At 41.5% G+C, this 25,140-nt stretch carries 16 protein-coding genes; 13 read left to right on the top strand and 3 right to left on the bottom strand.

Annotated features, from left to right (window positions below):
• The first annotated feature begins 57 nt into the window (after window positions 1-57).
• Window positions 58-1,020: a DUF4062 domain-containing protein gene (locus KFE98_19730; GenBank protein ID UTW62208.1), complete on the top strand. Its 963-nt coding sequence runs from the start codon at window positions 58-60 to the stop codon at window positions 1,018-1,020.
• Between the two features lie 723 nt (window positions 1,021-1,743).
• Here KFE98_19730 and KFE98_19725 read toward each other — a convergent pair.
• Window positions 1,744-3,261, bottom strand: a complete 1,518-nt coding sequence (locus tag KFE98_19725) for a site-specific integrase (protein UTW62207.1) — start codon at window positions 3,259-3,261, stop codon at window positions 1,744-1,746.
• 620 nt (window positions 3,262-3,881) lie between these two features.
• Window positions 3,882-4,466, bottom strand: coding sequence for a YdeI/OmpD-associated family protein (locus tag KFE98_19720; protein UTW64751.1), 585 nt, complete (start codon window positions 4,464-4,466; stop codon window positions 3,882-3,884).
• A 249-nt stretch (window positions 4,467-4,715) separates the two neighbouring features.
• Between KFE98_19720 and KFE98_19715 the strand changes: the two genes are divergently transcribed.
• Window positions 4,716-7,535, top strand: coding sequence for a hypothetical protein (locus KFE98_19715; GenBank protein ID UTW62206.1), 2,820 nt, complete (start codon window positions 4,716-4,718; stop codon window positions 7,533-7,535).
• A 532-nt stretch (window positions 7,536-8,067) separates the two neighbouring features.
• Here KFE98_19715 and KFE98_19710 read toward each other — a convergent pair.
• On the bottom strand, window positions 8,068-9,195 hold the full coding sequence (locus KFE98_19710) for an alkaline phosphatase (GenBank protein ID UTW62205.1): 1,128 nt from the start codon (window positions 9,193-9,195) through the stop codon (window positions 8,068-8,070).
• A gap of 240 nt (window positions 9,196-9,435) precedes the next feature.
• Between KFE98_19710 and KFE98_19705 the strand changes: the two genes are divergently transcribed.
• The 11 genes from KFE98_19705 to KFE98_19655 all read left to right on the top strand — a co-directional run bounded on the left by KFE98_19705 (window position 9,436) and on the right by KFE98_19655 (window position 25,140).
• Window positions 9,436-10,338 (top strand): hypothetical protein, encoded by a 903-nt coding sequence (locus KFE98_19705; protein ID UTW62204.1) that lies wholly within the window; start codon window positions 9,436-9,438, stop codon window positions 10,336-10,338.
• A complete protein-coding gene (locus tag KFE98_19700) occupies window positions 10,335-11,573 on the top strand; it encodes a polymer-forming cytoskeletal protein (protein ID UTW62203.1) in 1,239 nt (412 codons plus the stop codon). The genes KFE98_19705 and KFE98_19700 overlap by 4 nt, the downstream gene beginning before the upstream one ends.
• Window positions 11,561-11,899 carry a prepilin-type N-terminal cleavage/methylation domain-containing protein gene (locus KFE98_19695; protein UTW62202.1) on the top strand — a complete coding sequence of 113 codons (339 nt, stop codon included), beginning with the start codon at window positions 11,561-11,563 and terminating at the stop codon, window positions 11,897-11,899. The genes KFE98_19700 and KFE98_19695 overlap by 13 nt, the downstream gene beginning before the upstream one ends.
• Window positions 11,892-12,305 carry a prepilin-type N-terminal cleavage/methylation domain-containing protein gene (locus tag KFE98_19690; GenBank protein UTW62201.1) on the top strand — a complete coding sequence of 138 codons (414 nt, stop codon included), beginning with the start codon at window positions 11,892-11,894 and terminating at the stop codon, window positions 12,303-12,305. Before KFE98_19695 ends, KFE98_19690 begins: the two co-directional genes overlap by 8 nt.
• Window positions 12,296-13,426 (top strand): type II secretion system F family protein, encoded by a 1,131-nt coding sequence (locus tag KFE98_19685; protein UTW62200.1) that lies wholly within the window; start codon window positions 12,296-12,298, stop codon window positions 13,424-13,426. The genes KFE98_19690 and KFE98_19685 overlap by 10 nt, the downstream gene beginning before the upstream one ends.
• A 69-nt stretch (window positions 13,427-13,495) precedes the next feature.
• The gene (locus KFE98_19680) at window positions 13,496-13,996 is read left to right on the top strand and encodes a hypothetical protein (GenBank protein ID UTW62199.1); all 501 of its coding nucleotides are present in this window, start codon (window positions 13,496-13,498) and stop codon (window positions 13,994-13,996) included.
• 1,094 nt (window positions 13,997-15,090) lie between these two features.
• Entirely contained in the window at window positions 15,091-15,561 is a 471-nt protein-coding gene (locus KFE98_19675; GenBank protein UTW62198.1) for a hypothetical protein, read from the top strand.
• 12 nt (window positions 15,562-15,573) lie between these two features.
• Entirely contained in the window at window positions 15,574-16,992 is a 1,419-nt protein-coding gene (locus KFE98_19670) for a hypothetical protein (protein ID UTW62197.1), read from the top strand.
• An 8-nt stretch (window positions 16,993-17,000) separates the two neighbouring features.
• The gene (locus tag KFE98_19665) at window positions 17,001-18,062 is read left to right on the top strand and encodes a hypothetical protein (protein UTW62196.1); all 1,062 of its coding nucleotides are present in this window, start codon (window positions 17,001-17,003) and stop codon (window positions 18,060-18,062) included.
• On the top strand, window positions 18,062-24,457 hold the full coding sequence (locus KFE98_19660) for a hypothetical protein (GenBank protein ID UTW62195.1): 6,396 nt from the start codon (window positions 18,062-18,064) through the stop codon (window positions 24,455-24,457). Before KFE98_19665 ends, KFE98_19660 begins: the two co-directional genes overlap by 1 nt.
• Before the next feature lie 2 nt (window positions 24,458-24,459).
• Complete coding sequence (locus KFE98_19655) at window positions 24,460-25,140, top strand: hypothetical protein (protein ID UTW62194.1); 681 nt, start codon at window positions 24,460-24,462, stop codon at window positions 25,138-25,140.

The raw sequence follows: 25,140 nt of genomic DNA, 5'->3' as shown, positions 1-25,140 counted from the left end.
TCTTCCAATTTCTTAATCAGTAGGAAAACATGAAGTACAAGAACTAATTTGAATACAATGAAAAAAACTGTTTTTATTTCCTCCACTTTCGTTGACTTAGAGGATGAACGTCGCGAAATATGGAAATCACTGGAAAAGTTTAATGTAATAGTTAAGGGGATGGAGCGATTTGGAGCTCGGCCTGAAGATTCTCTTTCGACTTGCTTGAACGAAGTTGAGCAGTCGGATATTTATATAGGAATAATCGGTGTAAGGTTTGGTTCAATTGATGGTAAATCAAATAAATCTTACACACAATTAGAATACGAAAAAGCATTAGCCACCAATAAGATTATTCTAGTGTATTTAATGGATACTAAAACTGCAAAAGTAGTGGCCGATCATATCGACATTGACAATCAAGAGAAGCTCAAAATATTTAAGGAAAAATTGAGAGAGAATCACACGGTCGATTTTTTCAAAGATTCTTCAGATTTGGTTGATAAACTAAATCGAAAATTCAAGACCTTTTTTGATCAAAAAAAACTAGGAAATGACCTAAGTGATTACGATACGAGTATTAATACTATTAATCGATTCTTCTTGACCCCAAAATCTCATTCTGGAAAAGAGGTCAAGTTGAGGATTAAAATCCTGGGCAAATTGTTTCCTGCGTCTCAGCTAGTATGCTCTAACTTTGGACTTGTGTTTGGTAAAACTGTTGGAGTACCGATTAAAGTTATAGAACCAGCTTTGAACACAAAAAGCGCAAATTTTCATTCCTTATTCATTGAGGGTAAGTACATCGATGAATTCTTGGAACTAAGCCAAGAGGAAGTTGTTATTTATGCTACAGTGCTTTTTAGTGAAACTCAAATTGCGAAGCTTGGTACAACTTTTTTAGATAAGAAAACAGAAGTTTATATTGATGATTTCATGACCGAACCGCAAGAACCAGTATATAGTTACACAAGAATCGACAGAGGAGAAGGTCAGGTTTTGTTAGTTCTTAAAGAAATAATCAGATCAATTCCAGACTAAGTCGAGCACTTGATATACTGTAAAAATGGGAATGCTTAACTATAGCCAATACCTTATATCACTAAGAGAATAACTCAAACCGTATAATTGCAATAGATAAATTCATCGGTCCGTTGGATGCAATGTCTATTTGTCAAACCACTCCATTCATCATTTAAGAGAAAAGCACATCAATCGATGTAAATGGTATAGGACTTTCCCTTATAATAAGAGCCTTCAAATTCTTTTCCATTATAATACACTGCATTGAGTTTATTGTCACTTGAATAGCATATATCTGCGAAGCCAGAGCTATTTACTATGACTCGATCTGTTACTCCTCCATAGCTTACACTGCCGCTTACCTTCCCAACAGTGCATTTGCTTCCATTGGAATATTTAACGTAAATCCTTACGCAGTTGGAAGATTGGCTTTCAAGCAAATTCAAATTACTTGAACTGTCATGATTTCCTAAAGAAATTAGGCTGAGTGTGCAACTGAATGATAGAACAAATACCACGAATAAGATTTTTTTCATTTTGTTTTAGTTTAGATTAAGGATTATTGTATTTTACTACTTAATAGTCGAACCGAATTGGGTTTCACGACTTTGATAAGAGGTGAGCATCGAATCTCATTGAAAACACAGTTTAGTTTGAATCTAAGATAGCCAATTTGTAGATTCAGTATAACACCTTTAATTTTTTTTTTGCGCCGTTGAAGTCTTATGGAAATGCAAACTTTTAAGCTGCCTTAAAGGATAATTGGCCACTAAAGCATATAACTGAACAGGAGTAAAAATCCAAACCTTCAACAATGACACCTTCGACATTAGAAAATTCAGTTTTACACTTCTCTACCAAACGATTCAATTTCATTTCCATCGAATCCTGTTTCACATTGTCCAAGCTGACTATTCCCAATTCCCGAAATCGACCGGTAGGAGAGGACAACAAATACACCCTTATTCCCAAAACCTTTTGCACTTGAGCAGCATAATTCTCCTCCCGTTTCTCCTCCTGCTTCCGCAAAATATAATCGGCACCTTCTTCCATCCCCACCTTCACATAATGCAAAAAGGTCTTCTCCGATTTGTGCCCGGTAATCTGCATGATCAGTTTCATAGGCACCCCATCCTTATACATATTCGTTGCGAACGAACGTCGGGCGGTATGGGTGCATACCAATTGCCACTTCTTTTGGGTAAAGGTTTTGACCTCTCCGCCTTCGGTTCGCGTATAGGTAAAAGGGGAGTGGAGGCGGGCCATCAGGCACACCTTTTTAATGAGTTTATTGATTTTTTGCTGGGAGCAGGCCGGAATATTCCAATCGTATTTGGCCAATAGGGTTTTGACGATTTCGTTCATGGGAATAACCACCTGAATATCGCCCTTTTGGGTGGTGATTCTGATTTTACTTTCCTTTTGATCTATATGTTTTTGGTTGAATTTGTGCCAGTCAGAATGACGGAGGCCGGTATAGCTGGCAATGATAAAGGTATCGCGCACCAGTTCTAAAGTGGGATGGGAGGAAAGGTCCAGGTGGTAAATCTGTTCCAACTCGGTATAGTTCAGGTAGATTTTGTCTACATCTTCACCGGGAGTAGAGAAGTCTTCATTGTCGAAAATTTTGTTTTGGTGGAGCTCCTTTTTAAAGGCGACCTTGGTCAGGTGTTTTAACCGTTTGATGTATCCGGCGATGGTACTTTGCGCCAATTCTTTCTCCTGAAGAAACAGAACAAAATCATCTTTGAATTTGAGGTTGATGTTATCAAAAAGCAATTGGCGGTTTTTTGCCGATTCATAGGCTTTTAGGTTGGTGTTGAGGTTGCCGTATTGTTTAGCTGTACCGATTCCAATTTTTTTGCCCTTTTTATTCAGGATTTTTCCGGCAAAGCATTGTTGGATATGGTCTTCAATAAAGGCGGTTACCGGAACGGTTCGTTTGGAAGTGGGATTTAGTCTTTTCCGTGTTTCTTCCAATAGGGTTTGGTTGTTGATCGGCAAATGTTCATTGTCCAGGAAACGGTAGGCGTTGTACACGGCCGTTTTAATTTTCTGCAAACGGGCATTGAATTCCGGGTATTGAGGAAACTCGCTGATTTCCCTTGCTTGTTGTTGTTTCTCATTCCAGTATTTGGGCAGAATGGTTTCGCCCGTAGGAAATTTGAAAGGAGATTTGGACCCATAGCGAAACCTAAGGGTGATTGGCGTGGGTTTTTCAGTTTTAGGTTGACGCAATAAAAAAGATGAGCTTGGCATAATTAAGTTTTTTGGTTGAGATAAAGTGGCCAAATCGGGGGCCGGATTGGGGGCCGCTTTGGTTTAATCTCATTTAATTCGACTTAACTTGCCTTAATGACAGAATGGCTGAAACCCGGATGAACACTAGCGTTTAGATAAAACCCGATAAAATAGAGTAGAGGTGATTCAATCCCTGCGGAGTCACGAACTAAGCGTCACAATGAAAATTGTGGCGCTTTTTTTATTCCACTTCGTCAACAGTATACCGTTGTAAGAAGAGGAGTAAAAAAAGCCACCGCGGCAGGCGGTGTAGCTTAGTTAGAGCTAGACGGAGATTAAGGATCGCTTAGCAATCTCAATAAAGTAAGAAGAGGAATAAAAAAAGCCACCGCGGCAGGCGGTGTAGCTTAGTTAGAGCTAGACGGAAATTAAGGATCGCGTAGCAATCCCAATAAAGTAAGAAGAGGAATAAAAAAAGTCACCGCGGTATGCGGTGTAGCTTAGTTAGAGCTAGACGAAGATTAAGGATCGCGTAGCAATCCCAATAAAGTAAGAAGAGGAATAAAAAAAGCCACCGCGACAGGCGGTGTAGCTTAGTTAGCGCTAAGCAAACCCTTCCGTCGATCAAACAACCCGAATCATTTCCTAAACTGCTCTGGCATCAATTTCTTCTTGGCGCTCTCCACAATGGCTGCAACCCTCTTTTGTTTTGTTTCCATCCTTTTGGCAGAAACTACCCAATAGAGGAGTATCTTCTTATCAGACTTGCTAAGGTTGTCAAAGAATTCCCGAGCCATTTTATGCTTGGTTAGTTCCTTCTGAAGCTCAATGGGAATTTCTAAGGCCTCTACCTTATCCAGAAGGTTCCAGGAACCATTTCTTTTGGCCGTTTCAATACTGTCCATACCGGCTTTGGTCATGAGGTCGTTTTGAATGAGATGAGCTACTTTTTCCTTATTTATTTTGGACCACATACTACGCGGTTTTCTTCGGCTGAAGTATTGCATGTAGCGGCGGTCATCCAAAGGTCTTTTGGTGCTGTCTATCCAACCATAACAAAGGGCTTCATCCACCGCTTCGCTCCAGCTAAGTGAAGGCATGCCGGAAGATGTTTTGTAGAATATGACCCAAATAGATTGCTGGGATTGATGGTTTTTGGCCAACCATTGTCGCCAATCTTCGCGGCTTGTTGGGCAATAGGTTTCATATTCTTCCTGGTTCATATTATCATCCATTCTTTGCCTTCTGATTGCTTCGATTCGGCAGATTTCTGCCAAACGTACCAAATGGCGGTGACAACCCTATGGCAAAGGTGAGTAGAATAAATCATAGCTCCTGTTTTACTTCCCCTATACCGGGCATTTGACGCTTTCATGAACCGGCTCAAACCGGAATGAAATCAACCATTTTCTAATTGCTTGATGCAACATTGTCTAAGAAAACTAAATTTGGGAACCTTAATTGACTTGCGGATGCGCTTATTGCTTTTCCTTTTTACCTTACTCTGTTTTCCTACATTTCTTCATGCCCAGTTGCTCCATTCCTTTGAGCACCTAACTTCCAATACGGGATTACGGGCTACCGAAGTTTATCAGGTACAGTCAGATAACCAGGGCTACCTATGGTTTTGTACCGACAGGGGTGTGTCTCGGTACAATGGAGAGGATTTTAAGCAGTTTACCATTCATGATGGATTAACGGATCATACCGTATTTGCTTGTCACGAAGATCATTGGAACAGGATGTGGTTCATCTGCTTTAATGGTTCGCTCTGCTATTATGATAAGGATACAATAAAGCCGTACAAACACAACGATGTATTAATTAAAGAATTGAATGGAATATTTGGAACGGCTATTTATGTTGATACCCTGCAAGGAGTTTGGTTAAGAACAGCCAGTGGTCTTTATGGCATTGATAGTAGCGGGCAGGTTGTCTATAATAGCTACGATCCGCCCAGGAAGAAGGACTCCATTTGTATTGAGTTAAATGCCAGGTATCCTTTACCTTATTTGTACCGGAACTCTGAATATCTTCCTTCCAAGATTTCTTACATAGATAATCAAGGCAACAAATGGCTAATTGATGGGCCAGATCGGGATGTAACCTACCTTTCAGGTGCACTGGAGGTAGCTGAACTGAATGGGGAGTACTTTTTCTCCGACGGATTCGACCTCTATAAATTGGATTCCAACCGGAATATCAAATTTGTTGAGTTTCTCGGGAAGAACACCCGAAGTTTTTGGACAGACCGGGAAGGAAACTTTTGGTTCGGAGTATACAACTACGGTGCGTATTGTTTTGAGAATGGAGATATTGAACAAAAGCCTCGAGTTTTCCTCCCTGGAAATTCGGTTTCTTCCATCGCTCAGGATTATGAGGGGAGTTATTGGTTTACCACTCTCGATAATGGGGTCTATTACCTCAAAAACGAAAACGTCAAAACCTTTCGTCAAACTCCTGATAAAGGAACTCAGAAGATTATCGATTTAGTAGCTGACTCCAATAGTATATGGATCGTTTTTGATGACTATAAGATTTACAACAAGATCGGAAATGGAGAATTAAGCGCCTATATGCCGTCGCGGCAACTTGGTATTCCAAGAATCGGAGATGGAGTGATTTACTTTCTGGCTTTTCGAACGGATGAGTCTAAGCGTTCCAATTCATTTTGTGTAGATACCAAAACGGGTGACATTCTTCGGTATGACCGGAGGTATTATTACTCCTATCGAGCGGAGGCCATGGGAGAGAATACGCTGGTGGATATTGGCTACAATCCCAAAGACGGGATGTATATGAAGGTTTATGAAAACCAGGAATTGGTAAGAACAGAACCTTTGGCCGATCGTTTTTATTCAGCCCGATTCACCAATAAAGAGTCCGATTCCACCTTATTGGCTGGTGGTCACGAAGGTGTTTATCGGATAAATATTAACCAAAAGACTATTGATTCCATTCCGCTTGGTATTCCCAAGAAATTTGCTCGGGTAAACGATGTTTTGACTTTTGGTCAGGATCTTATTGTTGCCAGTCATTACTACGGATTATTGGTCATAAAAGATGGAAAATCTCACCGGCTAAGTGAGGCCGAGGGATTTCTTTCCAATCAGGTGAATGATCTTCTGCTGGTTCAAGATACCCTATGGGTGTCTACCACCAATGGCTTGGTAAGAATAAAGTTGACCTCCGATTACCTGGAGTCCCATCGCTGGAGTGATTTTACCCGATCCAATGGATTACTTTCTAACGATTGCTACAAGACTGCCTATTACCAAGGTAAAATTTGGATCGCTTCAGGCTTAGGAATGTCCATTCTTAAGGCAGATTGGAACAAAGAAGAAATGGTGCCACCTCGGTTGACATTAGAGGGGGTAAGGGTGAATTCCAAAAGATACAAAACGGCGGATTTGCTCGATTTGGGGTATCAGGAAAACAACTTAAGGATTGACTTGGAGGCGATCGGATTTCACAACCGGGAAGACTATAAGTATTATTACCGATTAAACGCCGCAGATTCCAATTGGGAGGTTTCTTCTCAGGGCAAGATTAATCTGGCTTCCTTAGCTCCGGGTGAGTATCTGTTTGAGGCTTATGTGAATAATGGTAACCGCAATAGCGAAGGATTTGTGCAGCTCCCTATCCGCATTTTTCCGCCATTCTGGAAAACGGGCTGGTTTATTATTCTGTCCTTTTTGATCCTAAGTTCTTTAACCACGGCTTTCTTCTGGTATCGTTTTAGGGTACAACAAGAGGCTCATAAGTTGGAGCATTCTCGGAAAATGGCCGAAGCTGAAAAGCAAATGGCAGAGGAGAGGCTACAAATCGTAAATTTGGAGAATGAGTTGCTCGATTCTAAGGTAAAGTGGCAGCAGCAGCGTTTGGTGTCCCGATTAATGGAGGGGAGTGCTAAAAACGAGTTGTTTTCTCAACTCAAAAAAGAATTGCACGCTCTGTTGGTATTGGACAAAAGGAAACGACAATCTAAAACCCGGGAGTTGATTAATCTAATCAACCAATACGGAAGCTCGGATGCTACCTGGAAGGAGTTTCATGATCAATTTGACCAGGTTCACCCAGGGTTTTATGAGAAGCTCGCAGAGATTAGTTCAGAGTTGACCACTAACGATCTGCGATACTGTTCGTTAATCCGGATGAATATGAATGCTAAGGAAATTGCGGGTATTCTAAATATATCTCCAGACACTGTCCGCATCGCCCGATATCGGCTCAAAAAGAAGTTGGGAATGCCTGCCGAGGAGCGTTTAAATTCCTACCTGATGCGCATATAACCGCGAAATTTTGTGGTGAATTCGACAGAAACTTAAATTTAGCCCATTTCAAAAAGTGCAATTTATTTTCTTGTTAATCATGATGTTACAATCTCTTGTAGCCATTGTTTAACAGCCAATTTTAACCGTTTAGCCCGACTAAATCCTATTTTCGTCCTCAGAAGATTATTCGCGAAATGATCCTCTAAAGAGTTTTCATCTTTTGGTTATTGAATGGAAACTTGTTGCATTCGAAAGAATGCTGCCGTCAAATCAAGGTTTTGGGAGAGTTTGTTGCACCCTATCAACAAGCTCTCCATTTGACGAAGTTTTGATTTGAAAGGTTCTGACCTCCTGACAGGAAGAAAAGGTTTACATCGAAAAAAGGTGTTGACCCGTTCGACACCTTTTTCTTTTCTTCTATTCTTCTCCTTGAATTTCTTTAAAAGCAGGCACTAAGGCCATCTGAAACAATATGGTTTAAGACTCTATTGCGGTATGAATAGTTCTACCACAAACAGCAAGAAATGAAATCAGAATTTGAGATGTAGGTCTATTGAAGAGCCCGAAGCATCTTTTGATAGATCTCGTGGTTGTTGTAAATCCCGTTAAAGTCCGTTTCCCCTGGACCGTATGCAAAAACCGGAATTAGAGAAGCCGTATGCCCTCCCGTAGAAAAGGTAGGTGCGATTTCGTCATAGTTGCTTCTCACTTTACCGTCGATCGTATCTCTTCTTGAAGACAAGGCATATCCACCCGTTTCATGGTCAGCGGTGACAATAACCAGCGTATTTTGATTTCGAATGGCGAATTCAAGTGCCACTCCAATCGTTTTGTCAAAGTCTTCCACCTCCGTGATGATGTAGTCGGAGTTGTTAGCATGTCCGCCCCAGTCGATCTGAGATCCTTCCACCATGAGGAAGAAACCATTAGTATCCTGAGAAAGGTAGTCAAGGGCCATTTGAGTAGCCTCTGGAAGAAAATCACCACGTCCTTTTAACATGCTTGGCATAGCCAGGGTATCAGCAAGGAATCCGTATTTTTTATTGATATCCCAGTTTTCAGGGGCTTGAATCGGTCCGAGACTTATTTCAAATCCTCGATTTTTGAGGGTATCGATGTAATTGGCTCCATCTTTTCTTTTGTTGAAGAAATGAGAACCACCACCAGCAAAAAAGTCCACTTCAGAATCAGACATCTGAGAAGCAATGAATTCTTCCTTCCTACGCGAATCAGCGTGAGCGAAGAAGCAGGCTGGTGTGGCATGGGTTATAGATGAAGTAGAAACCAGCCCAGAGCGAATGTTTCGTTTGGCCAATATCTCAGTAATGTTGTTAATGGATTGAGTATCCGCATCCATTCCAATGGCTCCGTTGTAGGTCCGTTTCCCACAGGCAAAGGCTGTCGCACCAGCTGCCGAATCAGTAATCTTATGACTACGAGATGAAGTATTAATCAAGCTGATCTGACGAAACTTCGAAAAGTTGGGAACACCCCCTGAAAAATAGAAGGCCGTACTTACTTGAGTGAGCCCCATTCCATCTCCGATGAGGAAAATGACGTTTTTGGTTTTGGGATCCACTTTGGGTGCGCTGGGAGGAGCCGTTATTTCAGGTTCCTGGCATCCCCAGTTCACAAAGGCCAGGAGGGCGATGAGTAGGAAGGAGTTTAGTGTTTTCATAGTGCGTTCTCAGTGCCTTCAAAAGTGCAACAAAGGCTGGAGATAATCAAGCCATTAGGTTTTGGAGCAGGAGGCTTTTTTGAGGTGTATTTTACCGTCCATTTTTTTGGTTTTTCCGAAATAATTTTGAAATTTGTATTCATATAAGCCAAACCAATTACCGACAATCCAACACAATCCGTAACCAACGGCACTCCTTGTTTTAGACGTAGTTTACTGGCACCACCAAAAAACGAACCCATGAAAACGATTTCAACGTTGTGGTTGTTAGGCCTGTTTGCCACTTTTTTGACCATCCCGGAACTAAGCGCTCAGGACGAGTTTGAGTTTTTAGACCGACAGTACATTACTCACGATGATTATACAGAAGTAATCCTGATAAGCGAAGACAAGAAGTATTCCCATCCTCGAGAAGATCGCTTTTATTATTCCTGTAAATCCCATACCGTAGTGGGGATCCGTGGTGCCTATCATGGCAAGGCCCTTCATGGTGATTACACTTCTTATTTCCGTAATAAAGTGCTTAAAGAACAGGGCCGATACAAAAAAGGACTGCGAGAAGGAATCTGGAAGCAGTGGTATAAAAGCGGAGAGATTCGCCGCTGGGCTCAGTACAAAAAAGGAGTGTTGCACGGAAAAGTTACTTACTACGATGCTGAAGGTAAGGTACAGGCAACAGCTGAATACAAAAAGGGAATTCTGCACGGTGATTCAGTTCTTCACTCAACCGATGAAACGGTTACCCGGATCAGTTATAAGAATGGAACACCCAAGGTGAAGAAGATCAAAGACGAAAAGGTTAAAAAGCCAAAAGTCAAGGATCGCACTAAAAAGGAAAAGAAGGACAAATCCGAGATTCTTGAGAATATTGAAAAATCTGAAAAAGAGGAAAAGGAAGTAAAGTCGACCAAGAAACAAGAAAAGAAAACAACTTCCGAAGATCTTAATGAAGACAAACAGGAGTCCTGGTGGAAGAGGACGACAAAAGGATGGTTTGCTTCTAAAGAAAAGGCCGACAAGAACGAATCGAACAACCCAAAACCCAAAACCAATGAGAAGAAGGTAAAAGAGAAGAAAGAAAAGAAAGAGAAGAACGGTCTGTTCCCATGGTTTAAATCCAAGGAGACCCAGGAGGATTCATGAAAAAATTGCAAGCATCCGCCTTGTATTTTGCCCTGGTGATGGCTCTGCTTATTAGTCTGATAAGTGGCTCTTTTATCTTATATGCCCATTCCGTTAGGCAAGAGCTGTTGCACTGGGACCGGTCCGATAAAGTGGTAGACAATTGTTTCTCAGGTATCGCTTTGGGCTTGAATCAGGATTTGAAGGACTATATTCCTACCGAACTCGACCTCTATCACCAATTTCAGGATTCCGTTAAACTGACATCTAAACCCTGGGGCGTGTACGAAACACTTACCTCTGAAGCGCATACGGGTAAGCATGAATTTTCCAAATCGGTATGGTTAGGCCGTTCTATTGACGAATCTTTTTCCCTCTATCTTCAAGATCGAAGTAAACCCCTGGCGCTATGTGGAAAAACCTACATAGGAGGTCCGGTTTATCTTCCCAAGTCGGGCGTGAAGCGTGCCTACATCGAAGGGCAGAATTACCAAGGAGAGCAGTTGATCTATGGAGCTGTAAAGACCAGTCAGCGAAGTTTACCAAAACCGGATGCTGAAAGAATACAGGCCCTCCATCGCAATTTGCTGGGCCAATTTGCCAGCGACTCTGTGTTGACCTATATATCCAATGATAGCTTGAACGTTCCTTTTTACGAGAAGAATCTAGTCGTTCGTGCTTCTGCAGGAGAAGAATACTGTACAGGTTTTTTTGAAGGAAATGTAATTCTCCATTTTCCAGGGAAGGTGACGATTGCAAATACAGCCCAGTTAAACGGTGTGCAGGTGTTTGCTCGAGAAATTGTTGTGCAGGAGGGGAGTACCCTTCAGGCCCAGTTGTTTGCCACCGAAAAGATCCACATTGAGGCCAACTGCAACCTTAAACATCCATCGGCAGTGGGTTTGTTACAGCCCGAGAATAAGTCGGTAAACCTGGAAATAGAGTCCGGTTCAAGGATTGAGGGAATTACCTTTTTGATTAACGAGGTTGAGCCGATCCGTCATTTTTCTACCTTGAAAATTCATCCTGATGTGCTTCTGGTAGGGCAGGTATACACCAACCAGGATTTGGATTTAAAAGGCAACATTCACGGGCAATTGTGGTGTAAGCGAATGCTCATGAAAACGCCATCTTCCTTATACGAGAATCACCTGCTGTCGGTAGAGTTGGATATTCATAAACTCCCGTCCGATTTTTTGACCGGTAATCTCATCAATTATTCCAACCACAAATCCATCATTTTATGGCTCGACTAAGCGCTCATAAGGTGAAGGGGCAAACCTTGGTTGAGGTGATCGTCGCGATTACCCTTTTGGCTTTAACCACGGGGCTTGCTCTCTGGATTTCGTCTCGGGTAATTGCTGGAGTAAGTGTAGAAAAAAAGGCCGAAGCCAGGCAAAGCTGCAGGCAGTTGTTAGAGTCGCCGCAACTGAGGGCAGGAACCTATCCCTTTGAAGGATATCAGGTGGAAGTTTTTGTCACACCTGCTCAAGGCGATGATCGGTTGAAATTGGTAGAAATGTATGCCCGCGATGATTACAGGGAATGGTATAGCCTTAAAAAATGGTTGATTGATGAATAAGCTACAGGCCTTTACTTTGTTGGAGTTAGCTGTGGTTTTGGCTTTAACCTCAGTCGTTTTTTCGTTGGGCTACATGGCGTATGGAATGGTAGTGAAGTCCTATGGGAATTTTCAAACCCATCAAGACCAGCAATTGGATCAGTATGCATTAGCATCACTGTTTAATGTGGATTTTCAGGCTTGTGAATCCATTGAACTTGATCAAAACGCGCTGACTTTGGTCGATCGAGGCAAACGGGTGAGTTATCAAAACCTGGATGGATACTTATTGCGCAACCAAACCTTTCGAATCGATACCTTTTATAATTGCGCTTGGATTATCCAGGGTGATTCGCTGATCTTGCAACAAGAGAAAGCTCAGTATTTCTATTCCCTTCAACCTAAAAAACGAGCATCATGGCCTTGAACTTAAACGAATTGGCAAGTACTTCGGTAGCTCCACGTCAAGTGGAAAAGAGCGATGCTCTTCCATTTTGGAAACGAGATTTATTGTCTTCCGGGTTTGGAGATAAGGTCAAGCAGCGGTTTTATTCTGAAATGCATATTCTACTCACCTCGGGTCTTGATGTGAAATCGGCTTTAGAAATTGTCTTGGAAGACTTTGCCTCAACAAAGCATTATCCTTACTTCGATGCCTTACGCAAAGAAGTGATTCGGGGTAAGAGCATTGCGGAGGCACAAGAGCAATCCGGAAAGTTTTCTGAGTATGAGTTTTACAGCGTACGAATAGGGGAGGAGACCGGAGAACTCAATCATGTTTTTGCCGATTTGGCCTCCTATTACAAGCAAAAAACCGAGCAGAAAAAGAAACTCATCAACGCCCTTTCTTATCCGGTGATCGTATTGCTTACCGCTTTTGGTGCCGTCTTCTTTATGTTGAAATTCATTGTACCCCTTTTTGAAGATGTGTTTCAGCGTTTTGGAAAAGAGTTGCCCGAATTAACGCAATGGGTTTTGGCCTTATCCGATGCCATGGGACCTGTAGCATTGATTATTGGTTTAGTGGTAACATCCATCATCCTACTTAACCGAAGCTTGGGCCACCAGGAGCAATTCCGAAAATTTCGTTCTCATTTACTCATGAACCTGCCCTTGGTGGGGCCCATGGTAAGAAAAACTTACCTCCTTCGATTTTGCCGGGCAATGACTTTGTTGTTATCCAGTAAAACCCCGTTGAGTGAAGCCCTATTGCTGCTTGAAAAGATGATTCGATTTTATCCTCTTGAGCAAGCCATTCAAACCGCCAACAAAGACATTCTCCAAGGAACACCTCTGTATAAGAGTTTGGAAAAAAGTAGTTTGTTTGATCGGCGAACCATTACCTTATTAAAGGTAGGAGAAGAGGTAAATCGATTGGAACAAATCTTCGAGCAGCTCACCGAGCAACTCAATCAGGACATGGAGCATCGAGCCGCCACCCTCAGTAGCGTGCTCGAACCCATTCTTATTCTATTTATAGGTTCCATCGTAGCCGTCATTCTGATTGCGATGTACTTGCCCATGTTTGAGCTTTCTAATGCTTTTTAGGAGGAAGAATCAAAGTCATATTACCAATTTAGACCCTTATAATGAAAGCTGCAAAATCTACATCTAAAGATGAATTTTAATGAAGTTTTTGAAAAGTTTAGCGAACAGGAAAATTTCTTAGAACCAGATTTTCATAGAAAAAGTGAAATTATGGATTTGGTGATGGCGGAACCCACAACGTTTTTCAGACATGCGTTGTTCTCATATTCGTCATCCTCGGCCTCTCGGTTTTTAAGATCATTTCCTTCCGGCTGGAACAATATGTCAATGGATAATCTGAAAAACTTGATAGTAGAGGTCAATAAAAATGATAGGTTAGATCCGTTGTATGCCTTGCTTCGATTTTTACACTGCACTTTAAGAATTAATGGCTTAGATTACTATTTACAGGTTTGCTCATCTGAGAAAGGTATATTGTTCAATCATGTCAAAGAGTCATATTCTCCTCTCAAGAAAAACCTAGAATCCAATGATGAGATCGATATGAGACTTCTTCAAATTAACATTGATGATTTCTATGAATTCCGGGAAAAGTGGGAAGAATCAATTCCTAAGAGTTTAAGGCAGTGAGAAATTTTTTTAAATGGAATTTAATATTAGGCGTAATCTTTGGTATCGTTGTTATTGCGGTTTTTCAAATTAGACGCTTTCAGGTAAAGGGGATTATGCCAGAGTAAAAAGTAGGAGGACGGTAAAGGTTTTTAGCAATGGTGAAAAGTATTGCCCAAAAACATGTCCTGTTTTTATTGTTAGGCAACACCAGGATACATCAAATCTTCTAAAGTTTTATAAGCAGGCAGAGGACGCGGGAAGTATAAATGGCATAATAATGAATTTCGATATTTTGTTTGCGCCTTTTGCCGATACTTTTTATGTGGTTGATGTATTACCTAAGAACCCGAACATGGTAAAGGTAGCTGCTTTCAAAAAAAGTTGCTGGGGAAAATTGGAGGGTTATGCCTATTCGAAACACATTCATTATCTCCCCTTGAGTCTAGAAACAGAAATTGAACATGAATTGTTTCTTCAAAAGTTGAAAAAACACAATGATTCGACACATTTGAGAGGACCAAGCTGGAGTGTTTATGGCTTTCAATGTAATTGATGAATTTTGGGTGTAATGCGTTGTTTTGTTGAACCTCCATTTAATGTTATAAACTTCAATACGCCTAAATTTTGGTTAATATGAGAAGGGGAGAGTTCTTCTTCCAACCGTCCTATTTTGGCATGGAGCGATCAGAGCTTTATTGCCAAAGTCTGCCAATTACAATTGCGAAATAATACAATATCCGTTAGCATAAGCTTGAATGGTTTGGATAGATAAACAAAGTGCAATTTATTAAGGCCTGATATTTCCAAATTCCATTATCCTTTTTAGCCATTAAAACTCTTCATAAAGAGGCCAATCAATTCAAAAATAATCACCAAGCTCCAAAACGCGCATTTTGGGGTGGGTAAAAAAGGGCTCTACTTCGGGTTTATTCGAAGTTGACTTTCAGTTAAAATTGGAAGTTGCTTAAAATCAATCAACTAAAAAGTTATTAACATCGGGTTTATTCGAGTCTGTTTTGAAAAACGTGTTGCAAATTTGAAATAACAAAACCAAAAAACAGAACCAGTAACTTAATAAAACGAACCAAAAAACAACCCCTAATCACCCCATTATGATGTATTGTAGGAATGGAGTAGGAATACTCTTTATGTTGCTCTTTTTTGCCTGTTTTTCTGGATATGCTCAAAGCTATCCGGCACCGGCTGACTTCAAAGTTTTTGTTCAGCCCACGGTTGCGCATACGCTCTCTGGCAAAAATGCTACCCAGATTTCAGACTCTCTAAAAAATGGAGAGATGGTAGATCTCAAAATCCTTTTTAACCATAACGATAGTCTGGCTTTGGATAGCATCGTAGTTGACCTGATCGATAATTCAGGACCCGTGGATTCTACAGTAAGTCATCAAGAAATCAGTTTGAAACAATCTTCGGTGCCGGCAGGACTGACCTATAGCCGGTCCGGAGATTGGTGCATTCTCAAATACTCGGCGTTTGCCCTTCGGCGCAAAATGAAAATTGAAATTCGCCTGGTAGATAATGATCCAACCAAAACCAGTCAGGGAAGTCATCAATTTCAACTCTAAGAACCTACCATCATGAAATTAAGAATCATTATTGCAAGTGTTCTACAGCTTGCCATTTTTCAGGGTTTCGCTCAAAATTACAACGCCCATTGGGTAGACGATTTTGGCACACTATCTAATCTTGGAACCCATCGAATTACGAAAGAGGTTTCAACAGACCAGTGGGGAGATGCAGGAGCAAATCTATTTGCATCCCTTCCTGCCAATCAGTCCGGCTCCATCTTTTTTACTGCTCCTAGCGACGGTGATCTCAACAAAGCCATTGGTTTTGATGAAGGTCGTCATACCGTTGGGATGCTCGATGAAATAGACTTCTGTTTCTATTTGGAAGACGGAGAAATCTACGTTTTTGAAAATGGGGTGTTAGAAGGATATTATGGAAGTTATAGTGCCGGTGATGCCTTCGAAATCCAATCCAATGGAACTACCCTTTTCTTTATCCATGAAGGATTACCAGTAACCGAAATCACCTTACCCGCTCCGATGGAGCTGTTTGGTTGCTGTGCCTTTTATAATTCCGGTGCCTATTTCGAGGGAGTGGAGACCGATTTTGGTGGACCATTTGTATATGATATGCAGGTCAGAAACACCGAGCCAGGTCAGTACAACGGATACATCAAGTTGAAGGATATTGACGGTTTTGGTCCTTACACCTTCCGATGGAAGGGTTTTACCAGTCAACTTTCAGAAGTACATGACACTATTTACACAGATTCCGTAAACTACCGAATTGATACCCTGCTTGTCAATGATCCAACCGACTCATTAATGGGTTTGATGGCAGGTCGATATGAGGTAGAAATAGAAGATGCCAATAACCATGTTTCAACCTTTCCGATTACAGTTTCTCATCACATACCTTTTAAGACAGATGATTCCATTTTTGTGGATACCACAGATTGGAGTCTTCAAGGCGTAGGTAGCACTTCGGGCTGGGGAGATTACAATTTCACAGCGGGGCACTACTACCATAAATATTTAAACGGAGGATTCTCGTTTAAAACCACCAATAGCACTCGATTAATTATTGGTTTTCGAAATGAAAACAACGCAGTAGCCAACGAGCTGAGCGGGCTTGATTATGGAATGAAAATCGAGGATGGAACCATTGATGTACGTTCAGCCGGTACCACAAGCTTGGGAGTTACTGATTGCGATCAATCCGACCTCCTCAGCATGGAAATTGATGCTATTGCCGGGCTTCTTCACTTTAAGAAAAACGGAGTAGCCTTCCATTCCGCCAGCCTTTCTGCTGTATCCAGTCAATTCCTCGTGGATGGTGGGTTTTATGATTCGGGTTCACACATTAGCCAATTGCAGTTTTTTGGTGGAGGAACCTATATTTACTTGAATCATGAAGTGACTCATTCTTCGTGCTTGGTTCCTAATGGGATCATTGAAATTACCCCCAAAATCCGGCAATCAACTTAAATGACTTTATGCCACCCATGTGGTATGACAAGCATGGAACGTTAATTTCCAGAAGTACCAAGGTTACCGGTTTAGGTGCCGGTGAATACCACCTGGTTTTGCCCTTTATTTCTTCAGGTATTAGAGGATTTCAATACCACCATGCCTTTTCAGTCCATGTAGGGAATAAGGTTCTTTGGGAATCAGATTATACCCAGGGACTCACCGTACAGAACGAATTGGATCTGATTGGCGGACAGGCCAGTACTGACTATTATGCCGTTTCTCGCAACCGGGTAAGTTCCACCGAAGATGCCTGGATTAGTTTTGAAGTACCTCAATATAGAAACGTTGGCTCACCCAGCCCATCAGCATTAATTCATCACAACAAAGCACGTATTGGTTTTACGGAGGCTGAAAAGGCAAGTGTTTCCCATGTAGTTGCGAGGACCCATGGGCACTATTTGCGACTTCCTTCTCCCTCATCCAGCAGTAGTCTTCCCAATGGAATAGCTTCTTTGAATGGAGTTTTCTCAGGGGTTAACTGCTATGGTTCTGTCGATCCAGCCTTGTCATCTCAGCAACAAGAATGGAAAATTGAACGTACCTATCATACGCCTGGAGGTGGTCAGCCCTATTACACTTATACCGTATCATCACCTGCTGGTCAGAAAATGGAAATGACGGTGGATCTGGCCGCTTGCCAGAAAACCGATCAAACCCTCAGAATTGGAGCCATTCTTCATGATGGGCCTTCTCAAATTCACAACATCATTACCAGTATGGGCTGCGAAGAAATTACCAGCTACCATGAACTCATGCCCGAGTTAGAAGGAGATTATAGGGACACCTACTACGGTCATTTTTTCTTCCGCTATGAGGGAGAATACAACCATGGAACCCTGGATTATGAGCTTACCGATATTCACGGAAATCCCGTGAACGGAGTAGGTATTAATACCACCGGAAAAGACTATGGAGATAATCGTTATGTGCTGGATATGAATTCAGTAGCCAATGGATTTTACCTCCTAACCGTAACCAACGAAAAGAAAGAAAACTATTACCTGAGAATTAAAAAAGAACTGTAATGAACTTTTTAAGAAAGAAACTGACCCAGAAGGTAATTGCGTATACCCTCATTGGAATATTCGTACCCTCATTAATCACGATACCCATTGAGGCAGAAGCCAATGGAAATGGAACCAAGCAAGCTGAGCATGAGGGAGGAGCGAGCTCTTTGACTATTGATAAAATGGTTGATCCAGCTACGGGTAATTTTAGCTACTCCATTCCCTTGTTGGATGTCGAGGGGTATCCCTTGACTCTGAGTTATGCCGCTGGTATTGGGATGGAACAGGAAGCGAGTTGGGTCGGATTGGGATGGACCCTAAGTCCAGGAGTACTGAACAGATCCGTCAGAGGATTGCCCGATGATTTTAAAGGGGATGAAGTAAAACGCGAAGCCAACTTTAAAACGCAGAAAACGAATAACCTGCATGCCAGTGTGAACCTTGAATTTGTTGGGTACAATTTTACCGATAACGGCTCCGGAAGTTCTTCTGCTGGCATTCGAATGGGGGCGAACTCAGGTACCGGAGTAGGCGTTACATGGGGGCAACATTTAGGAACTCATGTAGATTTTTCTCAGACCTTTTCTTCGAGTGTATCCGATGGACTTAGTGGAAATAACATTGGTATTAACATGCAAGGAGGATCTAGCGGTATTACGCTAACACCCTTTCTTGGAGGACAAATCATTGGAGGAAAAATGACAACTCTTCAAGAATCCTATGGATTACCGATTAATTCTAGAGATGGAATTAGACAATTATCTGTTAGCAGGTCCCTCAACGCCAGTCAAAGTATTCATTATGAAGATGGTATTCAGATTGGTAATAAGAAGTCGATGGTAAGTGGAGGAGTTGGCGTTAGTTCTTATGTGCCATTTGGAACTATAAGTTCAATCCCCTATCAACCTTATGCCAAGAATACATCTGGCTTTGCTTATGACATTGGAATTGGCGGTGAATTGAGCTGGAGCTCGATTAAGGGAACTGTTAAGCACTCCAAGGTTCAAGTTGAGATGGAAAATATGAATTGGTCGAACCAGGGATACGGATATATATATAGTCAATATGCTGATGGGCATTCTTTGATGGACTTCAATGGTGAAACTAATGGCGAGTTTAATTCTAAGACTCCGAGGTTAGGATTTAGTGCAATGACACCTGATGTCTATACGGCCAGTGCAATGGGAAGTAATTTCAATTTTCGCCCTCATCGTAATGATGTTGGGCAAGTGGCAGATCCTATTGTTCAAGAGGGAAATTCGAGATTACCTGGAGGCTTTGAAATAATGTTTGGCCAATTGATCAAGGCAGGAGTCAACCTTGACCTTCTGACTATTAAGAACACCTCAGGACCTTGGGAGGAGTTAAATGGAAATCTTGATGATTTTAAATTTTTAAATGGTAGCGAAATGGAAACTAAAACGGGTAAGGAAAACATTGAACCCTTTTATTTCCGCGTTATTGGTGAGCCTACTCGTTTTCAGAATTCCATTTATGCGTCAAACACCTTGGGTGATGAAAGTCCAATTGAGCCCCAAATGACGAAAAAACTGAAAAAAGAGAGCATGGAAACCTACTGGGTGGGAAATGACCCAAATACTCAAACTACCCTTGAAGGAAATTACTATCGGACAGAACGCCAACCGTTGAATCATGTAGTTCAAGCCCTCACTGCGGATGAAGCAAAATATTATGGTCTTAACCGTAAAATAAAGCGATACACGGTCAATAATTTTGCCTTCGATGTTGAAGGTGATGGCAGTAAAGGGGAATTTTTAAAGAATAACCCTGGCTATAAGGGGTATACCTCGGTTGACCGGGGAAGTTATACAAATGGCCACCATTTCCATCAATTTACCGCATTAGATGTTGAGGGTACTCGCTTCATTTATGACGTTCCTGTTTACAACCTGGATCAGCATGAAGTTACTTTCAGTGTAGATAAGGATTGGAACCAACAAGCAGATAGAAACTGGCACCGCAATGGGTTGGCAACTGGTTTGGTTTCTTACAGCAAAAATGTGGATAATTCGACCCAGAATGCCAGGGGAATATCCGGCAACTTTGATAAAAAGGAAATGCCTGCGTACGCTACAGATTATCTACTCAGTGGAGTGGTGTCAAGCAATTATGTGGATATGACCGGTGATGGCCTGACCCCTGATGATAATGGAAATTATACAAGATTCAATTATGCCATGCTTTCCAATAATTTTAAATGGCGGAACCCTATCCAGGAGGATATGGCCTATTACAATCCCAATACCTATGTTCATTCTTCGATGCAGGAGGAAGATGACATGGCTTCCTATGTCTATGGCAAAAAGGAGCTGTGGTATCTACACTCGATGGAGAGTAAGAATTATGTTGCCGAATTTCATACGAGTGATCGATTTGATGGATTGGGCGTTGATGACGAAAATGGTAAAATAAGCACCAGTATTCGCCCTCAGCAATTGGATAAAATTGTTCTTTATCCAAGGCAGGAAAAAATCAAGGCGGTAAATGATCCTAATTATCAGCCTGTACCCGTAAAGACTGTTTACTTCGAATATGATTACTCCCTCTGTCCAGGAACGCCTAACTCGTTGGAAGATCAGAATGTCAATCCGAATTCAGGCAAATTGACATTAACCGGAATCTATTTTACTTACGGTAATCAAACAGAACGATCCAAGGAACGCAAGTATATTTTCCATTACGGAGATCCAAATCACACAGTTGAGGATGAAGATGATAATAACCCCAGCTATGATCCATTAGCTAAAGACCGATGGGGAAGCTATTTGCCTCAAAAAGAGCTTGAATACATTGGAGATTCTACAAATGGTTATTACTTTTTTTCAACCAACCTAACGAACCAAGAATTTCCATACTCAGTACAGAATAAATTAGAGGCTGATAAGAATGCGTCAGCCTGGAATCTGACTTCAATAGAACTGCCTAATGAATCCAAAATAGAAATAGATTATGAGAGTGACTCTTATGGCAGAGTTATGTATAAAAAGGCTACCCGGATGTATAAGATCAAGGGGTTTGCCCATCATTTTCAGGATTTACCAACGGAAGAATTGTATAACGATACTCCAAATGAATTGGTGAATCACTTGTACATGGTTATTGATCTGGGGCCGGATGCTATAGATGGAGGCCTATCAAAAGCCCAAGCTGATCAAATCTTAAGAGCGCAGATCATTGGTGATTTGGAGGAAGTCTATTTTAAGGTTTTCGCAGGCCTAAAAGCCTATTCGGATGATACCTGGTTTGACTTTGTGGCCGGATATGCGGGAATTGATAAGTCTGAGTCTCAGATGTCTAAAACCGGTACTGAATGGGATAGGGTTTATATCAAGTTAATTCCCAAGGGACTGAAGAAAGATAAAATTGCGTTTCACCCCGTTTCCAAGGCTGTTTGCCAATTTGCACGGTCTATGCATTCGGGAAAAATGTTTCCTGCTGCAATCACTCCAGGAGGGCAGGTGAATGCCAGCTTGGCCAAACAAATGTTTCATGATGCAATCAGCATGCACAAAGGAGTGGATCATGTCTTGATGAAAAGAGGAGTGGGGAAATACATTTTTCCGCAGCGATCCTGGGTAAGGCTTAATTGTAAGAACGAGCTTAAATATGGTGGTGGACACCGAGTCAAGGAAATCCGAATGATTGATAATTGGGATAAAATGGCTGTAGGTGAAAACTCAAAATCCAATACCTATGGGCTCAGTTACACTTATGAAGATGAGACTAATCACAAGTCTTATGGGGTAGCAAATTGGGAGCCAATTATTGGTGGGGATGAAAATCCATTTAGAGAGCCTCTTCATTATGAAAATAAGCGGGTTTGGGCCAATAACGATGCTCTTTTCGGAAACTGGCCATTCGGTGAGTTTATGTGCCCATCCCCAGTAATTGTTTACGAGAAAGTGATTCAAAAGCCCCTGGAAATTTCAGGAGAGGTGGAAAAGAGGATAGGCTATACGGAATACGAATATTATACAGCCAAAGATGGCGGAACAACATTTAAGGCTGGAGAAATTAAGCGTGAAGAACATAGACCGCACCCTTTATTTCAGATATTCAATATTCGGAACAATTACGAGTTAAGGGCTTCGCAGGGTTTTGTATTAAAACTATCCGATTTACATGGTAAGCCTAAAAAAGTGTCTCATTATAGGTTCAAGTCAAATAATGATCAAGAAATCTATCAATACACAAACTACAAGTATTCCGTTGGTCAGAAATTGGATGAAGTAGATGAATCGGGTAAGTTGTATTCGAACAGTGGTTTTCATGGAAGAGAGGTGGATATGACCGTTTATAGTAAAGAGCAAAGATCGGAAACGCGCACGGCTTCGATTAAGGTCAATTTGGATGCTTCTTTCACTCCAACAACTCCTCCTGTATTACTTCCGATTTTTAGCCTTTATGGAATGTACAATGAAGATAAAAAGACATTTCGGTCTGCTACCTTCAATAAAGTCATTCAGGATTATGCTCAATTAGAGCAGGTAGAATCATACAAAGAAGGGTATTTACAAACGGTAGACAACAGCTACCTTGATCAACGTTCTGGCCAGGTTAGGATAACGGAATCTGTAGGGAAATTTCAAAATGATGTCTGGTCATCCAGTGATCCGGCCCATTTACGTTACCCAGAAATGGGATATGCTTATGAGAACATTGGTGCGACCATTAATGAAGACTATCCTAACGAACATTTTACAAATGATGGTCTCATAGATCAAAATGCCTCACAATATTTCTTTCCTGGAGATGAGGTTTATCTCTACAATTTGGATGATAAGCTTTATGATCCTGAGCCATACTGGGTAGTTGAAGCTCTCAATGACCTCAATCAGGGGGCGCCTGATTGTTCTACCTATGTGTTCATGGACCGACATGGTGATTTAGCCACGTTAGCCTCGGGTAAAAGGCATTCCGCAAAGATTATTCGATCCGGACGCCGAAACTTATTAACCGCTAAAATTGGCCAAATCACCGCGTTAGGGTCAGTTCCAGATCCAATTTCGCCAACTGCCATTAATCCGGCTATTTCTCAAACAGCTTTAAGCGTTTCCGCCCAAAAATTTGGACAAGATTGGAAGGTCTATGGTGCTCGTAAGAATATTACTGGGGAAGGAGACGATTGTGCTTTTCAATATGATGAGAAATGCTCTGCTGTTAAGACAGACGCAACCTACAATCCTTATGTGAAAGGTTCAAAGGGTAATTGGCGGCCAACAGAGTCTTTTGTATACTACGCTGGACGGAATCAGAATAAGAAAGAAAATGATAATCAAGATTTCCTAGATCTTAAATACCACGGGACATTTGTAGCCTTTCCGTTTTGGACTTGGAATGGAAGTCAATTGGTGCAGGCTGATTATTCGGCCCAAACCGGAGGAATTCCTGTGTGGTCTGACAGTGAGCCGCGGCCTTGGGTTTCTATGGGACAAATTCAGGAATACGGCCCTAATGGTAATCCAATGGAATCTCAGGATCCGAAAGGAATTGCTTCGGCTGCGCACATGGGTTATAACCAGAGCATTCCCAAAAGCCAGGTGGCTAACTCTAAGTATTTGCACGCAGCATACGATGGCTTTGAAGATTATGACTACCAATTCTCTAATCCTGGATCGGTTTCAAATTCTACAGCTCCAAACCTTCCGGCTTGCATGGACCAACATTTCAAATTTCCAATTACCAATGATGGCTATGTAAGTGGTAATTCTTCCCACACTGGACGGTATAGTTATTTGATTGAAGAGGGAAAGAGTGTCACGCTTAAAAGTAGAGTAGATGATCAATTGGAGCCGGTAGATCAAGATGCGTCCAATTTGAAACGGATGTTGGATGGCACCTGTTCTACTTTTTCTGCAAATCATGTACTGGATGACAAGGAATTAATCCCTCCATTTTCTTATAAACCCAATGAGCCGTATCGAATTAGTTTTTGGGTTAAGGTTGGTGATGAGCCGTATTCCTTAACCAGCGATAAGCCAATCATTTCTTATGAGGATGATGTTGAAGTTACGCTTTTAGGTTGTGATCCATCTGACGGTCAGTACACGGCTGAAATAGATTACTCACCTATCATTGACGGCTGGCAAAAATGGGACCTGACTTTTACTACGCCAGCGGCCAATGCCAAAATCAACATTGAATTAGTCTTTAAGAATAAAAATACCTCTAAGGATATGTTCATTGATGATATCCGTTTACATCCGCTTCAGGCTCAAATGGAATCTTACGTGATTGACCCTGTCAATCTTAGGTCACGAGCTGTATTAGACGTAAACAACTTCGCCACTTTTTTTGAGTATGACGACGAAGGAGTCCAAACCATTGTAAAAAAAGAAACCGAACGAGGCATTTTCACTATTACCGAAACCCGCCATTCAACCTTTAAGTAACCATGAAAGTATTAGTTGTATTTGTGGCACTAATCTCCAGCTTTTGGGGATGGGCCAATGATCAAGAAGCGTTTTATAGAGCCTATTCAAAGGCCTTTAGCGGAGACGAATATCAATATCGACTTAATTTCTCACTATTGGGAGAATCGGATCAGCAACCCATTGATCAGATGGAGTATTTCATCATGAAAAATTCCGGTGGTCTAAGTATTCGACTGGACAAGCAGAAGACTTATTTCATCAAAGGATACCTGGTCAATATTGATGAACAGAATGAAGTGGTTGTTCTATCGAAACCCGAAGGAGAGGCACTTCCAGGTATGGATCCTTCAAGCTGGGAACACCTGTTTGAATATTTGACCATTGATCAGGTAAAAAGAAACAATCAAGGGGTTCAATACCTGGTTTCAATCAACAATCATCCACTTTATTCTCATGCCGAGTTCATCTTTGATCAAGAAGATAATCTTCGATCTGTAAAACTTGAACTTAGAGCTCAATCTCCCTACAGTCAACAGTTTGGAGCACGCTACTGCCAAGTGGAATACCTTCAGGCTGATAAGCAGGATTTTGATGGTGATCTCTCCTTGAAAAATGTCTTTACGACAGAAAATCCTCCATTTGAGCTAAACCAACATTACACTCAATATCAACTCATTCAATACTCCGATTTTGAAAAATAA

The organism is bacterium SCSIO 12741 (genome assembly GCA_024398055.1).
In the GTDB taxonomy this organism is placed as follows: domain Bacteria; phylum Bacteroidota; class Bacteroidia; order Flavobacteriales_G; family Salibacteraceae; genus SCSIO-12741.
This window is presented reverse-complemented; position numbering and strand designations above follow the sequence as displayed.